The organism is Bradyrhizobium sp. 157 (assembly GCF_023073815.1).
Taxonomy (GTDB): Bacteria; Pseudomonadota; Alphaproteobacteria; order Rhizobiales; family Xanthobacteraceae; genus Bradyrhizobium.
Genome location: NZ_JADPKF010000091.1, coordinates 406,034 through 423,681, shown reverse-complemented (window position 1 = coordinate 423,681; position 17,648 = coordinate 406,034). Strand labels below are relative to the sequence as shown.

Below are 17,648 nucleotides of genomic sequence, written 5' to 3'. Positions count from 1 at the left end.
TGGCTATTCCGTGGTCTATATCGTGACGCGCATGCGGCTCGAAGATAGCTTATTTCCACGGTAAGTTTACCCGGCAGCTATTGAGTTCTGTTGCAATGGCAGCGTCTTTGGGAAACAAGCAGCCATCCAGTTCCGCCGTCCCCCAGGCGAGTAAAACAAATGCTTAAGCGAGAAGTAGTACTAAGCAATTTGGGGTTCATATCAATACCGATCGCTCGTCGGGCCTATTTGCTAGACCACACACAGATTGCTCTCGAGCTTTTCAAGATCCTGCTAGGGCTAGTAGAAAGAGCATCACAACAGTTGGCAATTTCGGTCCGCGTCAATCTGACTGACATATGTCCGGTGAGTATCTGGGAGAAGTGGATGGTGGCGAAGAGTTAGCCAAGCGCAAGGGCGTCATCGCGCCCAGGGGTCTTGAATGCGGTGCGATGGAAGGGACGACGGCTAGGTGGTGTGGACACTTATCGCAGCCACAGGACGATGGCAGCGAGAGTGACGACGGCGTGATAATTTCGAGCGGTCTTTTCGAAGCGGGTGGCGACGCGACGGAACTGCTTGAGCTTGCTGAAGCAGCATTCCACGAGATGGCGCTGGGCATAGAGATGTTTGTCGAGCGGATATTTGAGGGCTCGCGAGGGGTTGTTGGGGATGACGGCGAGCGCGCCCTTGGCCGCGATGGTCTGGCGCAAGTGATCGGCGTCATAGGCCGTATCGGCCATGACGACCTCGGCGGGCAATCCCTCGATCAAAGTGGCGGCTTGTGGTGCATCGCCCTTCTGGCCTGCGGTGAGCGTGAACCGCACGGGACATCCCAAACCTCGAACGGCCAGATGTATCTTGGTGCTCAAGCCACCGCGCGAGCGCCCGATCGCTTGATCTTCAGACCCCCTTTTTTCGCCCCGGCGGCGTGCTGATGCGCTCGGACGATGGTGGAATCGACGATCAGATATTTGAAGTCCGGATCATCGGACATCGCCTCGAAGATCCGCCACCAGACACCCTTGATGCTCCATCGACTGAAGCGCCGGAACACGCTGTTCCAATCCCCAAACGCCTCCGGAAGATCACGCCAGGGAGAGCCCGTACGAACGATCCAAAGCACCCCTTCCACGAACATCCGGTTGTCACGTCCGGTCGAACCCTTCTGGTCAGGCCGGCCGATGATCAGCGGCGCCATCCGCTCCCACGCCGCGTCGCTTAAAACCAACCGGTCCATCACACCCAAGACTACCTCCCAAAAGCAGTCTTGAATCTGATTTGCTCCCAAAAGGGAATCCTTAGAGTCCACACCGCCTAGTGCTTGCGCCGCGCTCCCGAGCAACAACTAGAGCTCACTCGCGGCGCGGTTGGGCACATCATCCTTCCAGCGTACCGATCCAAACGGGCGCTCTAGCATACGACGGATACGCACGGGCTCAGGCCCGATATGGAAAGCCATGGCCTTCTCATCTAATGCGCGTTCCGACTGGGTCCAGCGGTTGCGTTGGCGCAAATAATCGAGCCATGTCGGGCAGTGATAGCGCTCGGTCCACAGCTCGGGGTCGGCGATATCACGCGCAATTGACCAACCATAGGCCCCGTTGCGTTTCCGGTAGAGCTGCACATCCTGCATGACATTGTGGAAAGCTCGCGCATTTTCCGAGGCCACCCGATATTCGAGCTCAACCACCAGTGGGCCGCTCCGGTAGGTCAGCGGGAGCCGCACCTTAGGGTCGGCGAGCATCTCGGCGTCCTCCCCGCGCTCGGTGATGGCCGGCATGCGCAGCCAGCGCCCAAGCAGCGGCAAGAGCAGCATCAGTCCGGCAGAGACGAGCAGCGTGATGTCGACACCGACGGCATCGGTGAGGCGACCCCAGCCCCAACTGCCAACTGCGAGGCCCCCAGAGAACGCAGCCTGCCAAGCCGCAACCGAGCGGCCCGCAACCCAGCGCGGAGCGGAGAGCTGCACGCCAATGTTGAACAGCGTCCATACGATGGTCCATACCGCACCCGCTAAAACCAGAGCTGCGGCTGTCAAGACCGAATTGTGACTGAGCGCGACTGCCGCGATTGCGCCGCTCATGGACAGCGTGCAGGCACGAACCGCAGCCTCGCCACTCATACGCCTGCGCATTTCTCCGATGTTGAGAGCTCCTACTACCGCGCCCAACCCGAACGCACCTAGCATGATGCCGTAAGTCTGAGCGCCCCCGTGCAACAGGTCGCGAGCGACCAGCGGCATTAGCGCTTGAAGCGCGCTGCCGACGACGCCGGTTATCATGGTGCGAGCTACCACAATCTTGATCGAAGGCGAATTGGCGATATAGCGCACGCCCGAGACAATGGCGCGGCTCAGGTGTTCGCGCGGCAGCCGCGACGGCTCCGCGACACGTTTCCAGAGGAACAACGCCACTATCAGAGGTAGATAGAGGAATGCGTTAATTGCAAAAGCCGCACCCGCGCCCGCAGTCGCAACAACAATTCCTCCGACCGCGGGCCCAAAGCTACGCGCGATGTTGTAGCTAATTCCATTGAGGGCAATCGCAGCCGGCAGCGTCTTTGGCGGAACCTGCTCGCTAACCGAGGAGCTCCAGGCCGGCCCCATCAATGCCATGCCGCCGCCGACCACAAAACAAAGCACCAGGAGTAGATCCGGCGTGGTAACCTCCGACCAATCGAGCGCAGTCAACGCTGTCGCGCCGCAGAGCGCGATAGAGAGCGCAACGAGCGTCACAGTTCGGCGGTCATACATGTCAGCGATGGCACCGGCTGGGACAGCGATCAACATGACAGGCAGCAACAAAGCCGTCTGCACCAGTGCAACCTTATCGGCTGACGATGTCATCTCTGTCATGGCCCAAGCCGCGCCGACGCCTTGGATAAGTATACCGAGGTTCGACAGCAGGCTCGCGAGCCAAATCCGGCGGAAGGTGGGGTAGCGCAGCGGCGCCGCAACACCATCGACGCTAAAAGTCTGAGGATCGGGAGGTTCCGTCATTTAGGATCCACGGACCGTGCACCACGACCTGACCGAGGTCAGTGTTTGTCGCGGAACGCTGAAGCCAATCGGACGAGCGGTTCTGGGCCCGCCCTCAACCATCTGAAATTCGCGTTGCGCGCCCGTTTCGTTTGCGAATTTGCTGCCTCTATCACGACCTGTAAAAAATAATATCCAGATCAAAGAATAAACTTGTCGAGTTCTCTTACAGCTTTTTGGCATCGCTCCAGCAACGATCCGATCGGGGCGTCACGGCCATAACGGCGGTTGCATTGCTCTCAATGTCCGCGACGTCGCTTCACTTGGCTGCCATTCCGGCTGTCGGAGCAGCCATGCTCCTCTACCTAGAGGTAAGCACACTAGATACTACAAGAGCGATGGTGCTCGTTTCGCGCGTTCTGCGCGGATGAGCGATGAAAAAACGCGCGAGGCCTCGGAACAACGACCGCAGAGACACGAAGATCAATCTTCGTGGGGAACCTCTACCGGAATCGCAAAACCAGCCTTTACGCGATCCATGACGACCATCGTCTTGAAGCCCTTGATGTCCGGGTTCTCATAAAAAAAACGCCGCGTGAATTGCTCATAATCTTCCATGGTCCGCGAGGTAATATACAGAACGAAGTCCGCGTCCCCAGTGACGTAGAATCCGTTGACGACCTCAGCTGACGACTTAATCGCCTTCTTGAACCTGTCTATGATATCTGCGCGCTCGCGCTCGAGGCTTACGAGCACGAGCATCTGAATAGGCCTTCCTACCGCCTTTGCCGAAACAATCGAGACATCCGCCTCGATGATGCCGTCAGAGCGAAGCCTCTTCAATCGTCGTTGGCACGCAGTAGCAGAAAGTCCAGCAAGTTCGCCGATGATCTCGGATGTCAGGCGATTGTTCTTTTGCACGATCTCCAAGATACGGGCGTCTGTTCGGTCGTATTGCATAAGTCGGGCTCCAGGTGAATTCCGCTGCAAATGGCAAGGGCCTGCAGGAAACCGTCCACGCGACGGTAAAAAGCGACGCAAATCTGTTTGTAACATTAGTATCCTGATTGGCAGCAGAATTTCAACAAATGCCCGCCAAGGACTTTGAAATGGTGTTCCAAGCTGCCCGGCTCAAAAGTCCACCTCTGGTCGGGCTAGCTAAGAGACATCTCGAAAGTCTGCGCCGTCGAGACTTCGCCGCGGGAGCCGCTCTGATCGATGGACGCTGGATCGAGGGCGACCAAAGAGACGTTGTCGTCGATCCGGCAACTGGCGAAGTGATTGCTAAGGTTGCTTGTTGCCGTGCCGTAGATATGAATCTTGCGATCGACGCAGCCGAGCGATCGTTTGCTGAATGGCGAGGGCTGCTGCCAGAGCGGCGGGGGGCAATTCTCAGGTCTTGGGCCTCGTTAATGCTTGCCCATTTGGAGGAGCTTGCTGTCCTGGTAACTAGCGAGCAGGGCAAGCCACTTGCCGAAGCGAGGTACGAAATTGGATATGGCGCCGGATTTCTCCAGTGGTTTGCCGCAGAGGGGGAGCGCGCCTATGGCGAGACGATCCCAAGCCACAAGCCTGGAAATGTGCTTCAGGTTAGGATGCAGCCAGTTGGGGTCGCGGCAGCGATCACGCCTTGGAATTTTCCGGTTGCTATGATTGCGCGAAAGGCCGGCGCCGCTCTGGCGGCTGGCTGCCCGGTCATCGTGAAGCCTGCGCCCGAGACGCCGCTCTCTGCTCTTGCTCTGGCGAGGTTGGCTCAAGAGGCTGGAGTTCCGTCGGGCGTGTTTCAAGTGCTCGTCGGCAATCCGATTGAACTTTCGACCCCTCTGTTGCGGGACGCAAGGGTGCGGGCCCTGTCGTTCACGGGGTCTACGGAAGTTGGTCGTCTGCTACTTGAGGGGGCCGCGCGGACGGTGAAGAAGGTGTCGCTCGAGCTCGGAGGGCATGCTCCCTTCATTATCTTTGACGACGTCGATCTCGATAAGGCCGTTAAGGGGGCGATGGCCGCAAAGTTTGCCACGTCGGGGCAGGACTGCTTGGCGGCTAACCGCATCTACGTACAAAGGGGCGTTTATAGCGCCTTTGTCGAAAAGTTTGCGGCGGCAATCACTCGGCTCAAAGTTGGTCACGGGTTGGATTCTGCGACTGAGATCGGGCCGATGACGAAGCTGTCCGTGGCGGATAAGTGCAGGGCCCAGATTAATGAGGCAGCTGCAAAGGGGGCGCGGGTTATTTCTGCCAAACAAGACGAAGTCTTCGGGCAGAGTTTTATCCTTCCAACGCTGCTGAGCGACGTCACTGACGACATGCTTATTGCGAGTGAGGAAACGTTTGGGCCGGTCGCCGCAGTACTTCCGTTCGATTCCGAAGGGGAGGTCCTGGCTCGAGCCAATACCAGCGAAATGGGCCTGGCTGCCTACGTCTACACCGACAGCTTGCGTCGAGCGCTCCGAGTTTCTGAGAACATCGAATACGGCATGGTCGGCATCAATACGGCGTCATTCACTGGGCCTCCAATCCCATTTGGAGGTTGGAAACAATCCGGGCTCGGTCGCGAGGGTTCGCGACACGGCATCCAGGAATACATGGAATTGAAATACGTCTGCTTCGGCGACTTGGTGGATTAGGAGAAATGGTATGAACGATATCAAGACGATCGCCGAAAAAGATCGCGCGACTGTACTTCATCCGTTCACCCAGCTTAAGGATTTCGCGACTGGCAAAATTGGCGATCCGATCATCGTCACGGGGGGGAAGGGTATCCGAATCGAAGACGCGCAGGGACGTAGCTACATCGACGGCTTTGCGGGCCTCTACTGTGTCAATATTGGGTACGGCCGGACCGAAGTGGCTGAGGCGATTGCGCGCCAAGCGTACAAATTGGCCTACTACCATACGTATGCTGCTCACACGACTGAAGAGCTGGCGAACCTGTCAGATCGCCTTGTAAGAATGGCGCCGGGCAAGCCGAGTAAAGTCTTTTACGGGCTATCCGGATCGGACGCCAACGAAACCCAAGCCAAGCTTGTTTGGTACTATAACAATCTGCGAGGGCAGCCCAGGAAGAAAAAGATCATCTCGCGCGAGCGCGGTTATCATGGCTGCTCAGTAATTTCTGGTTCGATGACGGGTATGTCATTCTACCATGATCACATGGACCTTCCCTTTGCGGGCATTTTGCACACAGGCACGCCCCACCATTATTGGGGCGCGGAGCCGGGTGAGACTGAAGAGTCTTTTTCCCGTCGGCGTGCAGCCGAACTTGAAGAGTTGATCGTGGTTGAGGGGCCAGAAACCATCGGTGCCTTTATTGCCGAGCCAGTATTAGGTACGGGTGGCATTACGCCGCCGCCTGAGGGCTACTGGCGCGAAATTCAAGCCGTACTGAGGCGCTACGACGTTCTTCTGATTGCAGATGAAGTGATTTGCGGATTCGGCCGAACCGGAGCTGATTTTGGCAGCACTCTATATGGCATGGAACCTGACTTGGTGACCGTGGCGAAGGGGCTGACATCCGGCTACGTGCCGCTCTCGGCTTCTATTGTTGGAGAGCGAGTCTATGCGGTCATGGAAGAGGCTGCTGATCGCGTCGGAGCATTCTCGCATGGATATACCTATTCTGGCCATCCGATTGCGGCTGCAGCTGCTAACGCAGTCCTCGATATTGTGGAGAAGGAGCGACTAAGCGATCGGGCGAGAACAGTAGGCGTGCATTTTTTGAGGCGGCTGAAGGAGCGGTTCGCGCAACTTGAGATCGTCGGCGAAGTAAGGGGGGTTGGCTTGCTTGGTGCGCTGGAGTTTGTTGCCGATCGCCAGACCAAACGACGCTTTGATCCGCAGCTCAAGGTAGGCGCCCGCATCTCCAAGGCCGCACGGGACAGGGGACTTATTGCGCGAGCAATGCCGCATGGAGACATTCTAGGCTTTGCTCCACCTCTCGTCGTATCGGAACCCGAGATAGACGAGATTGTTGAACTCGCCTATCGCGCGACGAAGCAAGTGATGGACGAGCTTGCGAAAGAGCCAGTAATTTGAAACATCGGTTCTTGTATTCCGATCTGACCCGACCGGCTTAGCAATTCGCTCACCTTTGTTAGGCCTGGAGAGCTGCTGAGATCGCGCTGAAGAGACCTCCGTCGCAGCGCTCAATGGTACGCGCAGGCAGCGCGGGCATCATGACGGTCGAGCTTCCAGACCTTCGCTGTACGTCGATCATCGCGTCGACCGCGTGCTGTTGCGGCAATGCTGGCGTCGCCGGATAAACCGATCGCCGCCAACGTGCGGTATCGCTAATATCATGGTTCGAGAACGGGCGTGGAGTGAGGGTATGGGCACGTGGTTGCAAGACCGCGATGGTGCCATAGCTCGCTGGTAAAATCGTGGACTGGAGGGCTGCTACTTGCAGTTTTCCTTCGGGTGCAGCCATTTTTTGCTGCCTTTGTGCGTCGATGCGTCGGTAGACGGTGAAAATGGTAGTAGAAAACGATTTAGTGCTGCGTCAGTCTAGGGGAGGAGTGTGCCATGATCAAAAAGGATTGTGTTGGCCATTTACATAGCGGCCTGAGCCGGCGCTCAATTCTTAAGTCAACGGCTGCTTTCCTGAGCGCGCCGTTTGTTGCCAAGGCCACCGCAGCCTGGGCGCAGGAAAAGCTTGCCGGCAGTGGGGAGGTTGTAGTCTTCAGCTACGGCGGATCGTATACGCAAGGGGTAAGAAAAAACGTTTATGAACCCTTCACGAAGGCAACAGGCATTGCTGTCGTCGATGTGACCGCTGACATCGCCGAGCCCCAAGTGAGAGCGATGAATCGCGCCGGGCGCGTCGACTGGGATGTCGCCTTGGTTGACGGGCAGAACTACCCGACCATGCATGAGGCTGGTTTGTTTCAGCCCATCGACTACAGTTTATGGGACGATGAGGCGCTCAAGGGGGCGCCGCAGAGTGCTCGCCTCAGTGACGCAGTCGTTGCATTTCGTTCGACGACGTTGCTCGCTTATGATGAGCGTTCCTTCCTGAAGGGAGGGCCACAAAATTGGGCCGATTTCTGGAACGTCAAGGCCTTCCCCGGACCGCGTGGCCTCAGTGCGGTCGCCAGGCATATGGTCTTGGCGCTTGCGGCTGACGGCGTGCCAAACTCAGATCGTTGGCCTCTGACTGACGACAAGGTCGATAGGGCCCTCAAGAAGCTCGCGGAGATCAAGCCGAATATCGCGAAATGGTGGACGGCTGGAGGGGAGCCTGTTCAGGCGCTGATCAATCGGGAGTTTGTAATGACGAGCTGTTACGACGGACGTGCGCTGTCGGCCATTCGTCAGGGAGCGCCTATTCGCATGGTGTGGAGCGGTGGTAATCTGGTCTACGTTTACTGGACAGTGCTAAAGGGCGGTCCCAACAACGCAAACGCTCACAAATTCGTCGCATTCCTGAACCGGGCCCAGAGCGCAGCTGGATTCACGCTCGGTACAAACCTTACAGGTCCGAATGTGAACCAGCTGCTGCACCTGCCGGCCAATATCGTTCCGCTGCTCAGCATCACCGAGGAGAATGCATCCCAGGTAGTGCCTCAGGATGACGCTTGGCTCGCCGCCAAGCGTCCTGATGGCAAAACCAACGTAGATCATCTCCAGGAGCGCTGGCTGGCATGGCGGGCACAATGAGTTCCATCGCAATCACCGGTCGGGCGGAATCCTCGCGGCCTCGGCCCACGCCATGGGCCTGGCTATTGCTGCCTGGAAGCATCTTCCTTGCGGTCCTCTTTGTTGTGCCGCTCACTGGGCTTCTGTTGCTTTCGTTTGGGATGCCAAACTGGACGCTGGCGAATTTTCTGCGCATTGGCGAGACTCCTGTCTACCTAACCGTGTTGCGGAATACGCTGGAGATCAGCGTTACGGTCACTGCGCTCGCGTTCGTACTTAGCTACCCTATCGCCTACGCCCTTACGACGGGCGGAGTAGTGCTGCGCACATTCTTGCTCATCGCCGTCGTGCTTCCGTATTTCACCAGTACTCTGGCGAGGACATTCGCCTGGATTGTCCTTCTCGGGCGCAATGGCGTCGTTAACCAGCTCCTGCTTGAGCTTGGCTGGGCGTCCCAACCGATCCCAATGCTCTACAACCGATTCGGTGTGATCCTCGGCATGACCCACATTGTCATGCCGATGATGATCCTGCCGATGTTCACGGTCATGTCGAGCATTGACCAGAAGCTCATGCGCGCTGCGAGGGCGAATGGAGCGAGCCCGCTCGCCGCCTTCCTCACCGTCTTTCTGCCGCTCAGCCTGCCGGGCCTGATTGCGGGCGTTCTGCTGGTCTTCATTTATTGTCTCGGCTTCTACATTACGCCTGCATTGATGGGGGGGCTGTCGGATGTCATGATCACAATGGCTATCAGCTCACAGATCTTGGAGCAGCTCAATTGGAATTTCGGCGCTGCGCTTTCCGTGGTCCTTCTGGTCGCCGTCCTCAGTGTATTGTGGATCGGCTCGCGCTTCTTCCCGATTGAGCAGCTCCTTGGATTCTCCGACGGCAAGACCGGTTCGACCCTCGCCCGCCGCCAAATGGGTGCACAATTGTTGATGCGTATCGGCTCGGTGGCAAACGCGCTCGACCGCTGGCTCCCCTCGATGAGAGGTCGAGGTGTCCCGATCTTGGCAAGCTTTCTGGCCGTGCTTCTCCTGCTGCCGGTAGTGATCGTGGCATATTTATCGTTTAGCGCTTCGTCCTACTTCGTCTTTCCATTGCCAGGCTACTCCCTGCGCAACTACGAAGCCTTTCTTTTCGATACCCTGTGGGTGCGCGCAACATTCACCAGCATCCGCATTGCGCTGATGGCGGCTGCCATGGCAACCGCGCTGGGCGGCATGCTTGCCTTCGGCCTGTCGCGTGGTAGGACGCCCGGTCGCGGTGTCATGGTCGCCCTCGTGCTCTCGCCGATTATCATGCCGACCGTTATCGTGGCGGTCGCCACGTATTTTCTGTTGGCGCGGATGGGGCTGCAGGGCACCGAGTTCGGTCTGGCGCTTGGTCACGCCGTCCACGCCATTCCCTACGTGGTGGTGATTGTGGTTGCCAATCTGCGTGACCTTAATCCGAGCTACGAGCGTGCGGCTCGCAGCCTGGGCGCCGGGTCTTGGGCGACCTTCCGCACGATCGTCGCGCCGCTGGTCATGCCGGCGCTCATCGTCTCGAGCTTCTTTGCCTTCCTGACCTCGTTCGACGACGTGGTCTACGTGTTGTTCCTTGGTATCGGAAAGATCACGACCTTGCCGATGCGCATGTGGGAAGGAATTCGGCAGGATATCAGCCCCACTATTGCTGCTGTGGCTACGCTACAGATGCTGTTTGCGACGATTGTGATCGTCGTCGGTACTTTGCTGAGACGGCAAAAAAAGACCTGACGGCCTGCTTGGCCACGCAGGCCAAACAACAATGAACGACGAATTTATCCCTAGGGAGCTGAAATGTTGATGAAAGCGACCGTGAGCGGCACTGATGTGAGAACCGGAGGCATTGCGCTGCACAACCTGCAGAAGCGTTACGGTAGCGCGATGGCCGTCGACGAAGTCAATCTCTCCGTCTCGCCCGGCGAGTTCATTTCGCTTCTTGGACCGAGCGGATCGGGAAAGACAACAACACTAATGATGATCGCTGGTTTCGAGATGCCCGACAGCGGTCAGGTTCTGCTGGACAAGCGCGACATCACGCGCCTGCCGCCTCACCGCCGCGAACTCGGCGTGATCTTCCAGAACTATGCGCTGTTCCCGCACATGACAGTCGCCGAGAACGTTGCCTATCCGCTTCGGATGCGGCGTATAGCAAGGGTGGAGATCGAAGCTCGGGTGCGTCGCATCCTCGATCAGGTGCACCTCGGCGCCTTCGCCTCGCGTTACCCCCACCAAATGTCGGGCGGCCAGCAGCAGCGCGTGGCCATAGCGCGCGCACTGGTTTTCGATCCGCCTGTTCTTCTGCTTGATGAACCTTTGGGCGCGCTGGACAAGAAACTGCGCGAGCATCTGAGGAACGAGATCAAGACCCTGCACAAGGAGGTGGGCAAGACGATGATCTACGTTACGCACGACCAGGATGAGGCGCTCGCCATGTCCGACCGTGTCGCGGTAATGCACGAGGGGCGGATCCGCCAGGTATCGGCGCCGAAGGACATTTATTGCAGGCCGGCCGACTTGTTCGTGGCGGGTTTCGTCGGTGAGGTCAATCTCATACCAGTTAAGCTCAAATCCGGCATCGTGCACGGTCCTGCTGACAAAATCCTACCTGCTCAGCCATGGTCTGGTGCGGACAGGGATGCAACGCTATGCCTGCGGCCGGAGCATTTGCATCTCGACAAGAGGCTCGCCAGATCGTCCGGCGGGATTCACGGGCACATCACGGGCATGACCTTCGTTGGCGATGCGACTACCCTCGAATTCCGTAGCGAGTCTGGATTGCAACTGACGTCGAAGGTGCTGAACGTATCGTCTGAGGCAATGCCCGACGTCGGCGATCCATGCGTCGCCTCGTGGGCCGCGAACGATGCAACCATTTTGACGGAATAGCTTGCAGCACAGCTTGCACGCCAAAGCGTCCTGGATCTGGCAGTTGTTGTTATCTGGCAGCATCTTAGTCCCTTGTCTCGGAGCGTTTTGGGGACGTCTGCTCAACTTCTTATCTGTTCCGTTGTTATCCAGTTGAACGGTTGTGGGCAAGTTTCACGATGCCCATGGCACCCGAGCGAGCCTCGGCGATCATCAGCTTCCAGTTTACGAGCCGCTTGCCAACCGCGATGATGAACAATGCCACCTAGGGTGAGATGCGTCCGCCGGGGCGCAAGCAACCCGCTCCATATCGCTCAGCTAGTTGCGCCTGGCCCGCGCGATCGCGTCAGGTTGAAGTCCGAGGCATCGCCTCTGATGTTGCAGAAGTGCGCCTTTCTCCAAGCGGCTTTAGTCGATCTTTAGGCGTCGACACACCTACATCTTGGTCCGGCGAGTCGAACCACGGCGCTCACAGTAGAGAGCTTGCTTCTTTCCTCAGCCTTGAATGCGCGGTTGCTATCATTAACCTCGGGCATCCGCGCCCGAGACATGGTCAACGCGACCTAGCCCGCCGACGTTCGTTTGCCGCCTAGCTCTCTACGATATGCGCGCCGTCTGAGCCGTGAGCTCGAAAGAATCGGTTTTGCTTCGGCAAGAGAGGAATTCCACGTCCAAGCTGAATTGTGAGTACACTTCATATTGCGGCGTGACCCGCCGGCCACTGCTGCATCAACCGCCGGCCTTGCTGAGCCTGCCGTTCCTGACGGACGACACTAGCGCTTGGGCACAGGAAAAGTTTGCCGAACTAGCGAAGTTGAAGTTTTCAGTGGGCACGTTCTTTTACGGGCGGCGTTCGGCGAGATTGCTACGAGCTGTTTATGAAGGCGACAGAAATGGAGGTCGTGGATGTAGTTGCCGAACTCGCTGAGCCCCGGGTCAAAGAGATGCACGAGGCTGAGCGCGTCCATCGAGACATTGCCTATCTGGCACCAATGACCTATCGCGGAATGCACCATGCGGGAATGTTCGTGCTCGAGTATAACCTCAGGGACAAGGTACGCCCGCGCATGCAAAGACGCGGTCATGAATGAAACGAGCGCGTTCGTGCTCGCTTATGATCAGCTCGCTTTCCAGAAGGAGGCGGCAAACCCTTGGGACGCCAAGAAGCGCCAGGGCCCGCGCGGGCTGTTCTCTTCCACCGCTAAGGCTAAAATGCAGTTTGCAGTTATCGCCGCCGGTGTCGCACACAAATAGATCTGGCCGCTCACCCTCGACAAGCTCGATGGCGCATTCTGCGACATCACCAAGATCAAGCCGCTCATTTCCAACTCGCGGAGCGCCGGCGGTGGACCCGTATCAGCGTCTGATCAAGCGGGTGGACAATGAGCATCATCTACAAGGACCGTGTAGAGCTGCAATCCGCCAAGGAGCGCCAATCAAATTCATGCCGAGGGAGCTGTCCTGACCTACGGCCACGCAGCTGTTTGAAGTAGTACCAAATACCGCGAACGCACGAAGGCTGATTGCCTTGTTGAACTGCGCGTAGATCGCGGCCGCTGGGCGCATGTACCGGCTATCACCGGCCGAATACATATTTGCTCAAGTACTTGCTAGCCGATCTGAGCTCGCAGGTCAGCGTGAATCCGGAGAACACTTCGAAGTACTTCTTCGAAGACACGGCCGGGTTTCTGGCGAAAAGCCGGGACGGCAACACCAATGCGGATCACATCCAGGAGCGCTGGCCCGCGTGGTGGCAGAATAAGCTTTATCGCAGTCGACGGCAAACTCCTGCGGGCTCATCAACGATTGGACCTAGCGCCGGGCTGCCTGCTGTTTTCGGAAGCAGATTCGTTGTGACGATGCCGCTTGCTGCAGTGCGATCAGCGAGTTGGTCGCGCTGGTTCTGATAATAGCGCCGATCGCATAGCGGTGATCGACGAACAGGTTGGGGCAAGTAAGGTGGCGTGCTGCAGCGCACACTGACATTCGAGCGTCTCTGTACGGCTGTTGAACGGACCGCAGCAAGGGTCTGCTTCGGTACGTCATTCCTTGCGCCAATGTGGAGCCCAGGATGATGGCATGCGCGCGTCGGTGATCCTGGTGATTGCTTGGCTCGAGAAATGCGAGCTCGCAAGCTGTTCCCTGGCCGATCGCATTAAAACATCGCACTCACGGAATTGGCCGCAGAAAATCGGTAATAGAGACCGCTAGTCAGGGAAACGCGGCTTCAAGAGCCGGGTAGGATTGCGGAGCGATCGGTGTTCTGCCGAACGGACTCACCGCATTCAACTCGCCCGCCCCGATAATTTCCAGCAGCTCGATGGCACGCGCCGCACGATCATCCGTCTTCAGAGTCAACAGCCTGCGATTTGCAGATGCGCGAAGACGGTGTGCGACTAGGTTACAAGGAAACGACGTCAATGAACGGCGCTGAAAGTCTAGTCCGTACACTGGTTGCTGGCGGAGTTGACACCTGCTTCGCAAATCCAGGGACGTCCGAGATGCATTTTGTCGCTGCTCTCGACCGCGTCGATGGTATGCGCTGCGTGCTTGTGCTCTTCGAGGGAATCGCTACGGGAGCTGCGGACGGTTACGCGCGTATGGCCGAAAAGCCGGCCGCCACCCTGCTTCACCTTGGGCCAGGGCTGGCGAATGGCCTCGCCAACCTGCACAACGCCACCAAAGCGTCTACGCCAATAATCAATATCGTGGGAGATCACGCAACCTACCACCGCAACTATGATGCACCACTCACTTCAGACATTGAGGGTGCAGCAAGGCCGTTCTCGGGCTGGGTCCGCACCTCGCCGGACGCGAGGCATGTTGCGGCTGATGGTGCCGCCGCGATAGCAGCTGCGCGAATCTCGCCCGGTCAGGTGGCAACCCTTATTCTTCCTGCCGATACCGCCTGGAATGAAAGCAGTGGCCCCGTAGCTGTGCCCCAGGCGCAAGAAAGAGCACGTGTTTCGCAGGATTGCATTAAGAATGCTGCCAAGGCACTCCGTTCCGGAAAGCCGTCAATGATGCTGCTAGGAGGTCTCGCGTTGCGACAGCGCGGCCTTGATCTGGCGGGGCGCATATGTACCAAGACTGGTGCGAAAATCATGGCGCAAACATTTGTTGGCCGCATCGAGCGTGGCGCTGGTTGCGTTCCGGTCGATCGCCTTCCGTACCCAGTCGACCAGGCGCGTGCCACACTTGCGGGACTTAAGCACGTCGTTCTGGTGGGCAGCCGCGTCCCGGTCGCCTTCTTTGCCTACCCCGACAAGCCAAGTTTGATGGCTTCTGAGGATACGGGCTTTTTCACGCTAGCGCGTGCTGATGAAGATGCATTGAATGCGCTTGAGAGGCTTGCGGATGAATTGGATGCTCAATCAGTTCCGAGCCTGGCGGCGAAGCTGGAGCCGCCGTCGCCGGCCACTGGGCCAATTACCGGCGCCAGCCTATCACAATCGCTTGGCGGATTGATCCCGGAAAATGCTATCGTGGTCGATGAATCAATCTCGACTGGCGCCGGGTTTTTCGCTGCCACGTGGACTTCGCAGCCACACACTTGGCTCCAAAATATGGGCGGTTCGATTGGTCTTGGCATGCCGATGGCAACGGGCGCTGCGATTGCCTGCCCGAACAGGCCTGTGCTGAACCTGCAGGCGGATGGCAGCGCCATGTACGCCATTCAGTCGCTTTGGACACAGGTGCGTGAAGGCCTAAACATTACGACAGTGCTGTTCAATAATAGATCATACGCTTGCCTGCGAGACGAATTGGCTAACGTCGGAGCGCAAAACGTTGGGCGCAAGGCTCTGGATATGCTCGATCTCAGCCGGCCTGACATCGACTTCCTTGGATTGGCCAGAAGCATGGGTGTGCCGGGCGCTCGGGTGACAACGATGGATGAATTCAATATCGAGGTGGCACGTGGACTTGCGACGCCAGGACCATATCTGATTGAAGTACTGGTCACTTAAGCCAGCCATGGCCTGGCCGTCGGCCGATTTTGCGTTGAACTCCACCGTCCCTTGTCATTTGGCTAAGTGCGGCACGCGAGAGCGAGTGTGCCCGCGACGGACGATGAACAGCTCGACAGAGCATTCCGGAGAATTGTACGCCAGCAGCTCACGGTGCGAGGACGCAAAACCCGGGGATCATCCCGTGGCGGTCATTCGCGGATGCGTGGATGGCCATGGGAGGGGCGAGTCTCCGGGATGGGCTCGTTTCGCGGTCATATCGACGTTTTGCTGAATTGAGATCCGACGGTGAGCTTCAACAGGCGCGGTGCTCCCTACTTAGCTTATCCGAGACAAGGAACGCTCAATCATAAAATCACAAGCTCTCGAGATTCAATCTCGAAAGCTTGCAAGCTCTAATAATCGGCGGATCAGGATAGATGCCTGCTCGACGGTTCTAGTTCGCAATTCAGCGCTCAAGGGACCCAGCAACAGACTTGACTTCCAAATAGTCCTCCAGTCCGAACCGCCCCCATTCACGACCGTTGCCAGATTGTTTGTACCCGCCAAATGGTGCGGCCCGGTCAAGGGATGAGCCCTGCAGATATATGTTGCCCGCTCGAAGCATACGGCCAATCTTGCGCGCTCGCTCCGTTGACCCAGAGAATACGTAACCGGCAAGGCCGTATGGCGTGTCATTGGCGAGTTGGATCGCTTCGTTCTCGTCCTTAGCGCCAATGATCGCAAGCACTGGCCCGAAGATCTCCTCGCGTGCAATAGTCATTTCGTTTTTGACGTTTGCAAAAATGGTGGGCCGGACGTAAAAGCCCTTATCCGTGCCGTTCGGGAGACCTAAACCGCCAGCAACCAGCGTGGCCCCTTCATCTATACCTTTCTGGATCATGGCTTGGATCTTCTCCCATTGACCGCGGTTTACGACGGGTCCCATGTCGGTGCCTGCCGCGCGGGGATGGCCGACCCGGTATTTACCTGCCAACGTTTTCGCGATGTTTGAGACTTCTTCCATTTTCGAGTCCGGCACAATCAGGCGGGATGGTGCATCGCAAGATTGACCGGAGTTGAGGAATATCGTCTCAATGCATCCAGAGACAGCCTTTTCGAGATCAGCGTCATCAAGAATAATATAGGGAGACTTACCTCCAAGCTCTTGGCTAACACGCTTTACAGTTGGGGCCGCCCGACTTGCAACGTCGATCCCGGCGCGGGTCGATCCAGTAAACGAGATCATATCGATATCTCGATGCTCGCTCATGGCCGCGCCCACTTCGGGCCCTAGACCGTTAATCAAATTGAAAACACCCCTCGGTACGCCAGCCTGGTGAAGGATTTCCGTGAATATCAGCGCGCATGTTGGGGCAAATTCCGATGGCTTGAGAATCATCGAGCAGCCGGCGGCGAGCGCGGGCGCTACTTTGCACGCAATTTGGCTGATCGGCCAATTCCAGGGCGTGATCATTCCAACCACGCCGATAGGCTCCCGAACAACAACAGTACTGCCAATGCGCTCCTCAAAGGAGTAGTGCTTGAGCACCTCCAGAGTGCTTATGAAGTGGCCGATGGCTGAATTTGCCTGCATCTGCTCAGCCATGGCCAGTGGTGCGCCTATCTCATCGGAGATGGCATCGCCGATCTCCTTCACTCGATCTTTGTAGATCTCGATAATGTTTGCGAGCAGGCTAATGCGCTGCTCGCGAGTGGTTTGAGAAAAGCTCTCAAATGCGTGCCTGGCCGCCTTCACGGCCCTGTCGACGTCAGCTTTTGAACCGAGCGCAATTTGGTAGAGTTCCTCTGCAGTTGCCGGATTCACGGTCCAGGTCGTTTTCACAAGGACGGGATCGATCCAGGAGCCATCTACGTAGAATTGCATTCGATTGACCATGTCATCCTCTCGTGGTTTGTTAAAAGAGATCGCTCAAAGGAAGGTCGCTCGCTCTCGTTACGGGAAAGCCCGACTCAGGGAGGAAGGCGCCCATGAGAACCCTTTGAGGGCCAACGGCCTGTCGCCGACCCAAGCTCTTTAGCGCCAGCATATGCTAAGCTTCTCGCAGACCCGACTTCGTGCGTAGACCTGAATCATTCTGCTTGCCATCGAGGGTCGCTAGGCTCACAGGGCCTTCACCTCCGTGGCATTGTCGAGGCTTGCGATGCTCGTATATCTTCTTTGTTCGTATATCTTCTTTGTAGCGTCGCTTAGCG

13 protein-coding genes and 1 pseudogene are annotated in these 17,648 nt (G+C 57.6%); 8 read left to right on the top strand and 6 right to left on the bottom strand.

The window, feature by feature from the left end:
* Positions 1-464 precede the first annotated feature (464 nt).
* The 3 genes and pseudogenes from IVA95_RS28805 to IVA95_RS28795 form a co-directional block, all read right to left on the bottom strand.
* Positions 465-1,180, bottom strand: a pseudogene (locus tag IVA95_RS28805) (IS5 family transposase).
* Positions 1,181-1,327: 147 nt separating this feature from the next.
* Positions 1,328-2,980, bottom strand: a complete 1,653-nt coding sequence (locus IVA95_RS28800) for an MFS transporter (RefSeq protein WP_247513549.1) — start codon at positions 2,978-2,980, stop codon at positions 1,328-1,330.
* Positions 2,981-3,442: 462 nt separating this feature from the next.
* Entirely contained in the window at positions 3,443-3,919 is a 477-nt protein-coding gene (locus IVA95_RS28795; protein ID WP_247513548.1) for an Lrp/AsnC family transcriptional regulator, read from the bottom strand.
* 128 nt (positions 3,920-4,047) lie between these two features.
* Here IVA95_RS28795 and IVA95_RS28790 point away from each other — a divergent pair, with 128 nt between their 5' ends.
* Both IVA95_RS28790 and IVA95_RS28785 read left to right on the top strand, forming a co-directional pair.
* Positions 4,048-5,583, top strand: a complete 1,536-nt coding sequence (locus IVA95_RS28790; RefSeq protein WP_247513547.1) for an NAD-dependent succinate-semialdehyde dehydrogenase — start codon at positions 4,048-4,050, stop codon at positions 5,581-5,583.
* A gap of 10 nt (positions 5,584-5,593) precedes the next feature.
* On the top strand, positions 5,594-6,991 hold the full coding sequence (locus IVA95_RS28785; RefSeq protein ID WP_247513546.1) for an aminotransferase: 1,398 nt from the start codon (positions 5,594-5,596) through the stop codon (positions 6,989-6,991).
* Positions 6,992-7,049: 58 nt separating this feature from the next.
* On the opposite strand, the gene IVA95_RS28780 is transcribed toward IVA95_RS28785, so the two are convergent.
* On the bottom strand, positions 7,050-7,382 hold the full coding sequence (locus IVA95_RS28780; protein WP_247513545.1) for a hypothetical protein: 333 nt from the start codon (positions 7,380-7,382) through the stop codon (positions 7,050-7,052).
* A 95-nt stretch (positions 7,383-7,477) separates the two neighbouring features.
* Here IVA95_RS28780 and IVA95_RS28775 point away from each other — a divergent pair, with 95 nt between their 5' ends.
* The 5 genes from IVA95_RS28775 to IVA95_RS28755 all read left to right on the top strand — a co-directional run bounded on the left by IVA95_RS28775 (position 7,478) and on the right by IVA95_RS28755 (position 12,738).
* Positions 7,478-8,611: an ABC transporter substrate-binding protein gene (locus tag IVA95_RS28775; RefSeq protein WP_247513544.1), complete on the top strand. Its 1,134-nt coding sequence runs from the start codon at positions 7,478-7,480 to the stop codon at positions 8,609-8,611.
* On the top strand, positions 8,608-10,350 hold the full coding sequence (locus tag IVA95_RS28770) for an ABC transporter permease subunit (RefSeq protein WP_247513543.1): 1,743 nt from the start codon (positions 8,608-8,610) through the stop codon (positions 10,348-10,350). The genes IVA95_RS28775 and IVA95_RS28770 overlap by 4 nt, the downstream gene beginning before the upstream one ends.
* Before the next feature lie 63 nt (positions 10,351-10,413).
* Positions 10,414-11,505: an ABC transporter ATP-binding protein gene (locus tag IVA95_RS28765; protein WP_247513542.1), complete on the top strand. Its 1,092-nt coding sequence runs from the start codon at positions 10,414-10,416 to the stop codon at positions 11,503-11,505.
* A gap of 857 nt (positions 11,506-12,362) precedes the next feature.
* A complete protein-coding gene (locus IVA95_RS28760) occupies positions 12,363-12,575 on the top strand; it encodes a hypothetical protein (RefSeq protein WP_247513541.1) in 213 nt (70 codons plus the stop codon).
* Positions 12,568-12,738, top strand: coding sequence for a hypothetical protein (locus IVA95_RS28755; RefSeq protein WP_247513540.1), 171 nt, complete (start codon positions 12,568-12,570; stop codon positions 12,736-12,738). The genes IVA95_RS28760 and IVA95_RS28755 overlap by 8 nt, the downstream gene beginning before the upstream one ends.
* 957 nt (positions 12,739-13,695) lie before the next feature.
* Here IVA95_RS28755 and IVA95_RS28750 read toward each other — a convergent pair.
* On the bottom strand, positions 13,696-13,842 hold the full coding sequence (locus IVA95_RS28750; RefSeq protein ID WP_247513539.1) for a hypothetical protein: 147 nt from the start codon (positions 13,840-13,842) through the stop codon (positions 13,696-13,698).
* Between the two features lie 62 nt (positions 13,843-13,904).
* Between IVA95_RS28750 and IVA95_RS28745 the strand changes: the two genes are divergently transcribed.
* A complete protein-coding gene (locus tag IVA95_RS28745) occupies positions 13,905-15,452 on the top strand; it encodes an acetolactate synthase large subunit (protein ID WP_247513538.1) in 1,548 nt (515 codons plus the stop codon).
* Positions 15,453-15,900: 448 nt separating this feature from the next.
* On the opposite strand, the gene IVA95_RS28740 is transcribed toward IVA95_RS28745, so the two are convergent.
* Complete coding sequence (locus IVA95_RS28740; RefSeq protein WP_247513537.1) at positions 15,901-17,331, bottom strand: aldehyde dehydrogenase family protein; 1,431 nt, start codon at positions 17,329-17,331, stop codon at positions 15,901-15,903.
* Positions 17,332-17,648 lie beyond the last annotated feature (317 nt).

Coding starts and splice junctions, on each gene's coding strand:
- IVA95_RS28800 (WP_247513549.1), bottom strand. CDS start 2,980: ATGACGGAACCTCCCGATCCTCAGACTTTTAGCGTCGATGGTGTTGCG.
- IVA95_RS28795 (WP_247513548.1), bottom strand. CDS start 3,919: ATGCAATACGACCGAACAGACGCCCGTATCTTGGAGATCGTGCAAAAG.
- IVA95_RS28790 (WP_247513547.1), top strand. CDS start 4,048: ATGCCCGCCAAGGACTTTGAAATGGTGTTCCAAGCTGCCCGGCTCAAA.
- IVA95_RS28785 (WP_247513546.1), top strand. CDS start 5,594: ATGAACGATATCAAGACGATCGCCGAAAAAGATCGCGCGACTGTACTT.
- IVA95_RS28780 (WP_247513545.1), bottom strand. CDS start 7,382: ATGGCTGCACCCGAAGGAAAACTGCAAGTAGCAGCCCTCCAGTCCACG.
- IVA95_RS28775 (WP_247513544.1), top strand. CDS start 7,478: ATGATCAAAAAGGATTGTGTTGGCCATTTACATAGCGGCCTGAGCCGG.
- IVA95_RS28770 (WP_247513543.1), top strand. CDS start 8,608: ATGAGTTCCATCGCAATCACCGGTCGGGCGGAATCCTCGCGGCCTCGG.
- IVA95_RS28765 (WP_247513542.1), top strand. CDS start 10,414: ATGTTGATGAAAGCGACCGTGAGCGGCACTGATGTGAGAACCGGAGGC.
- IVA95_RS28760 (WP_247513541.1), top strand. CDS start 12,363: ATGAAGGCGACAGAAATGGAGGTCGTGGATGTAGTTGCCGAACTCGCT.
- IVA95_RS28755 (WP_247513540.1), top strand. CDS start 12,568: ATGAATGAAACGAGCGCGTTCGTGCTCGCTTATGATCAGCTCGCTTTC.
- IVA95_RS28745 (WP_247513538.1), top strand. CDS start 13,905: ATGAACGGCGCTGAAAGTCTAGTCCGTACACTGGTTGCTGGCGGAGTT.
- IVA95_RS28740 (WP_247513537.1), bottom strand. CDS start 17,331: ATGGTCAATCGAATGCAATTCTACGTAGATGGCTCCTGGATCGATCCC.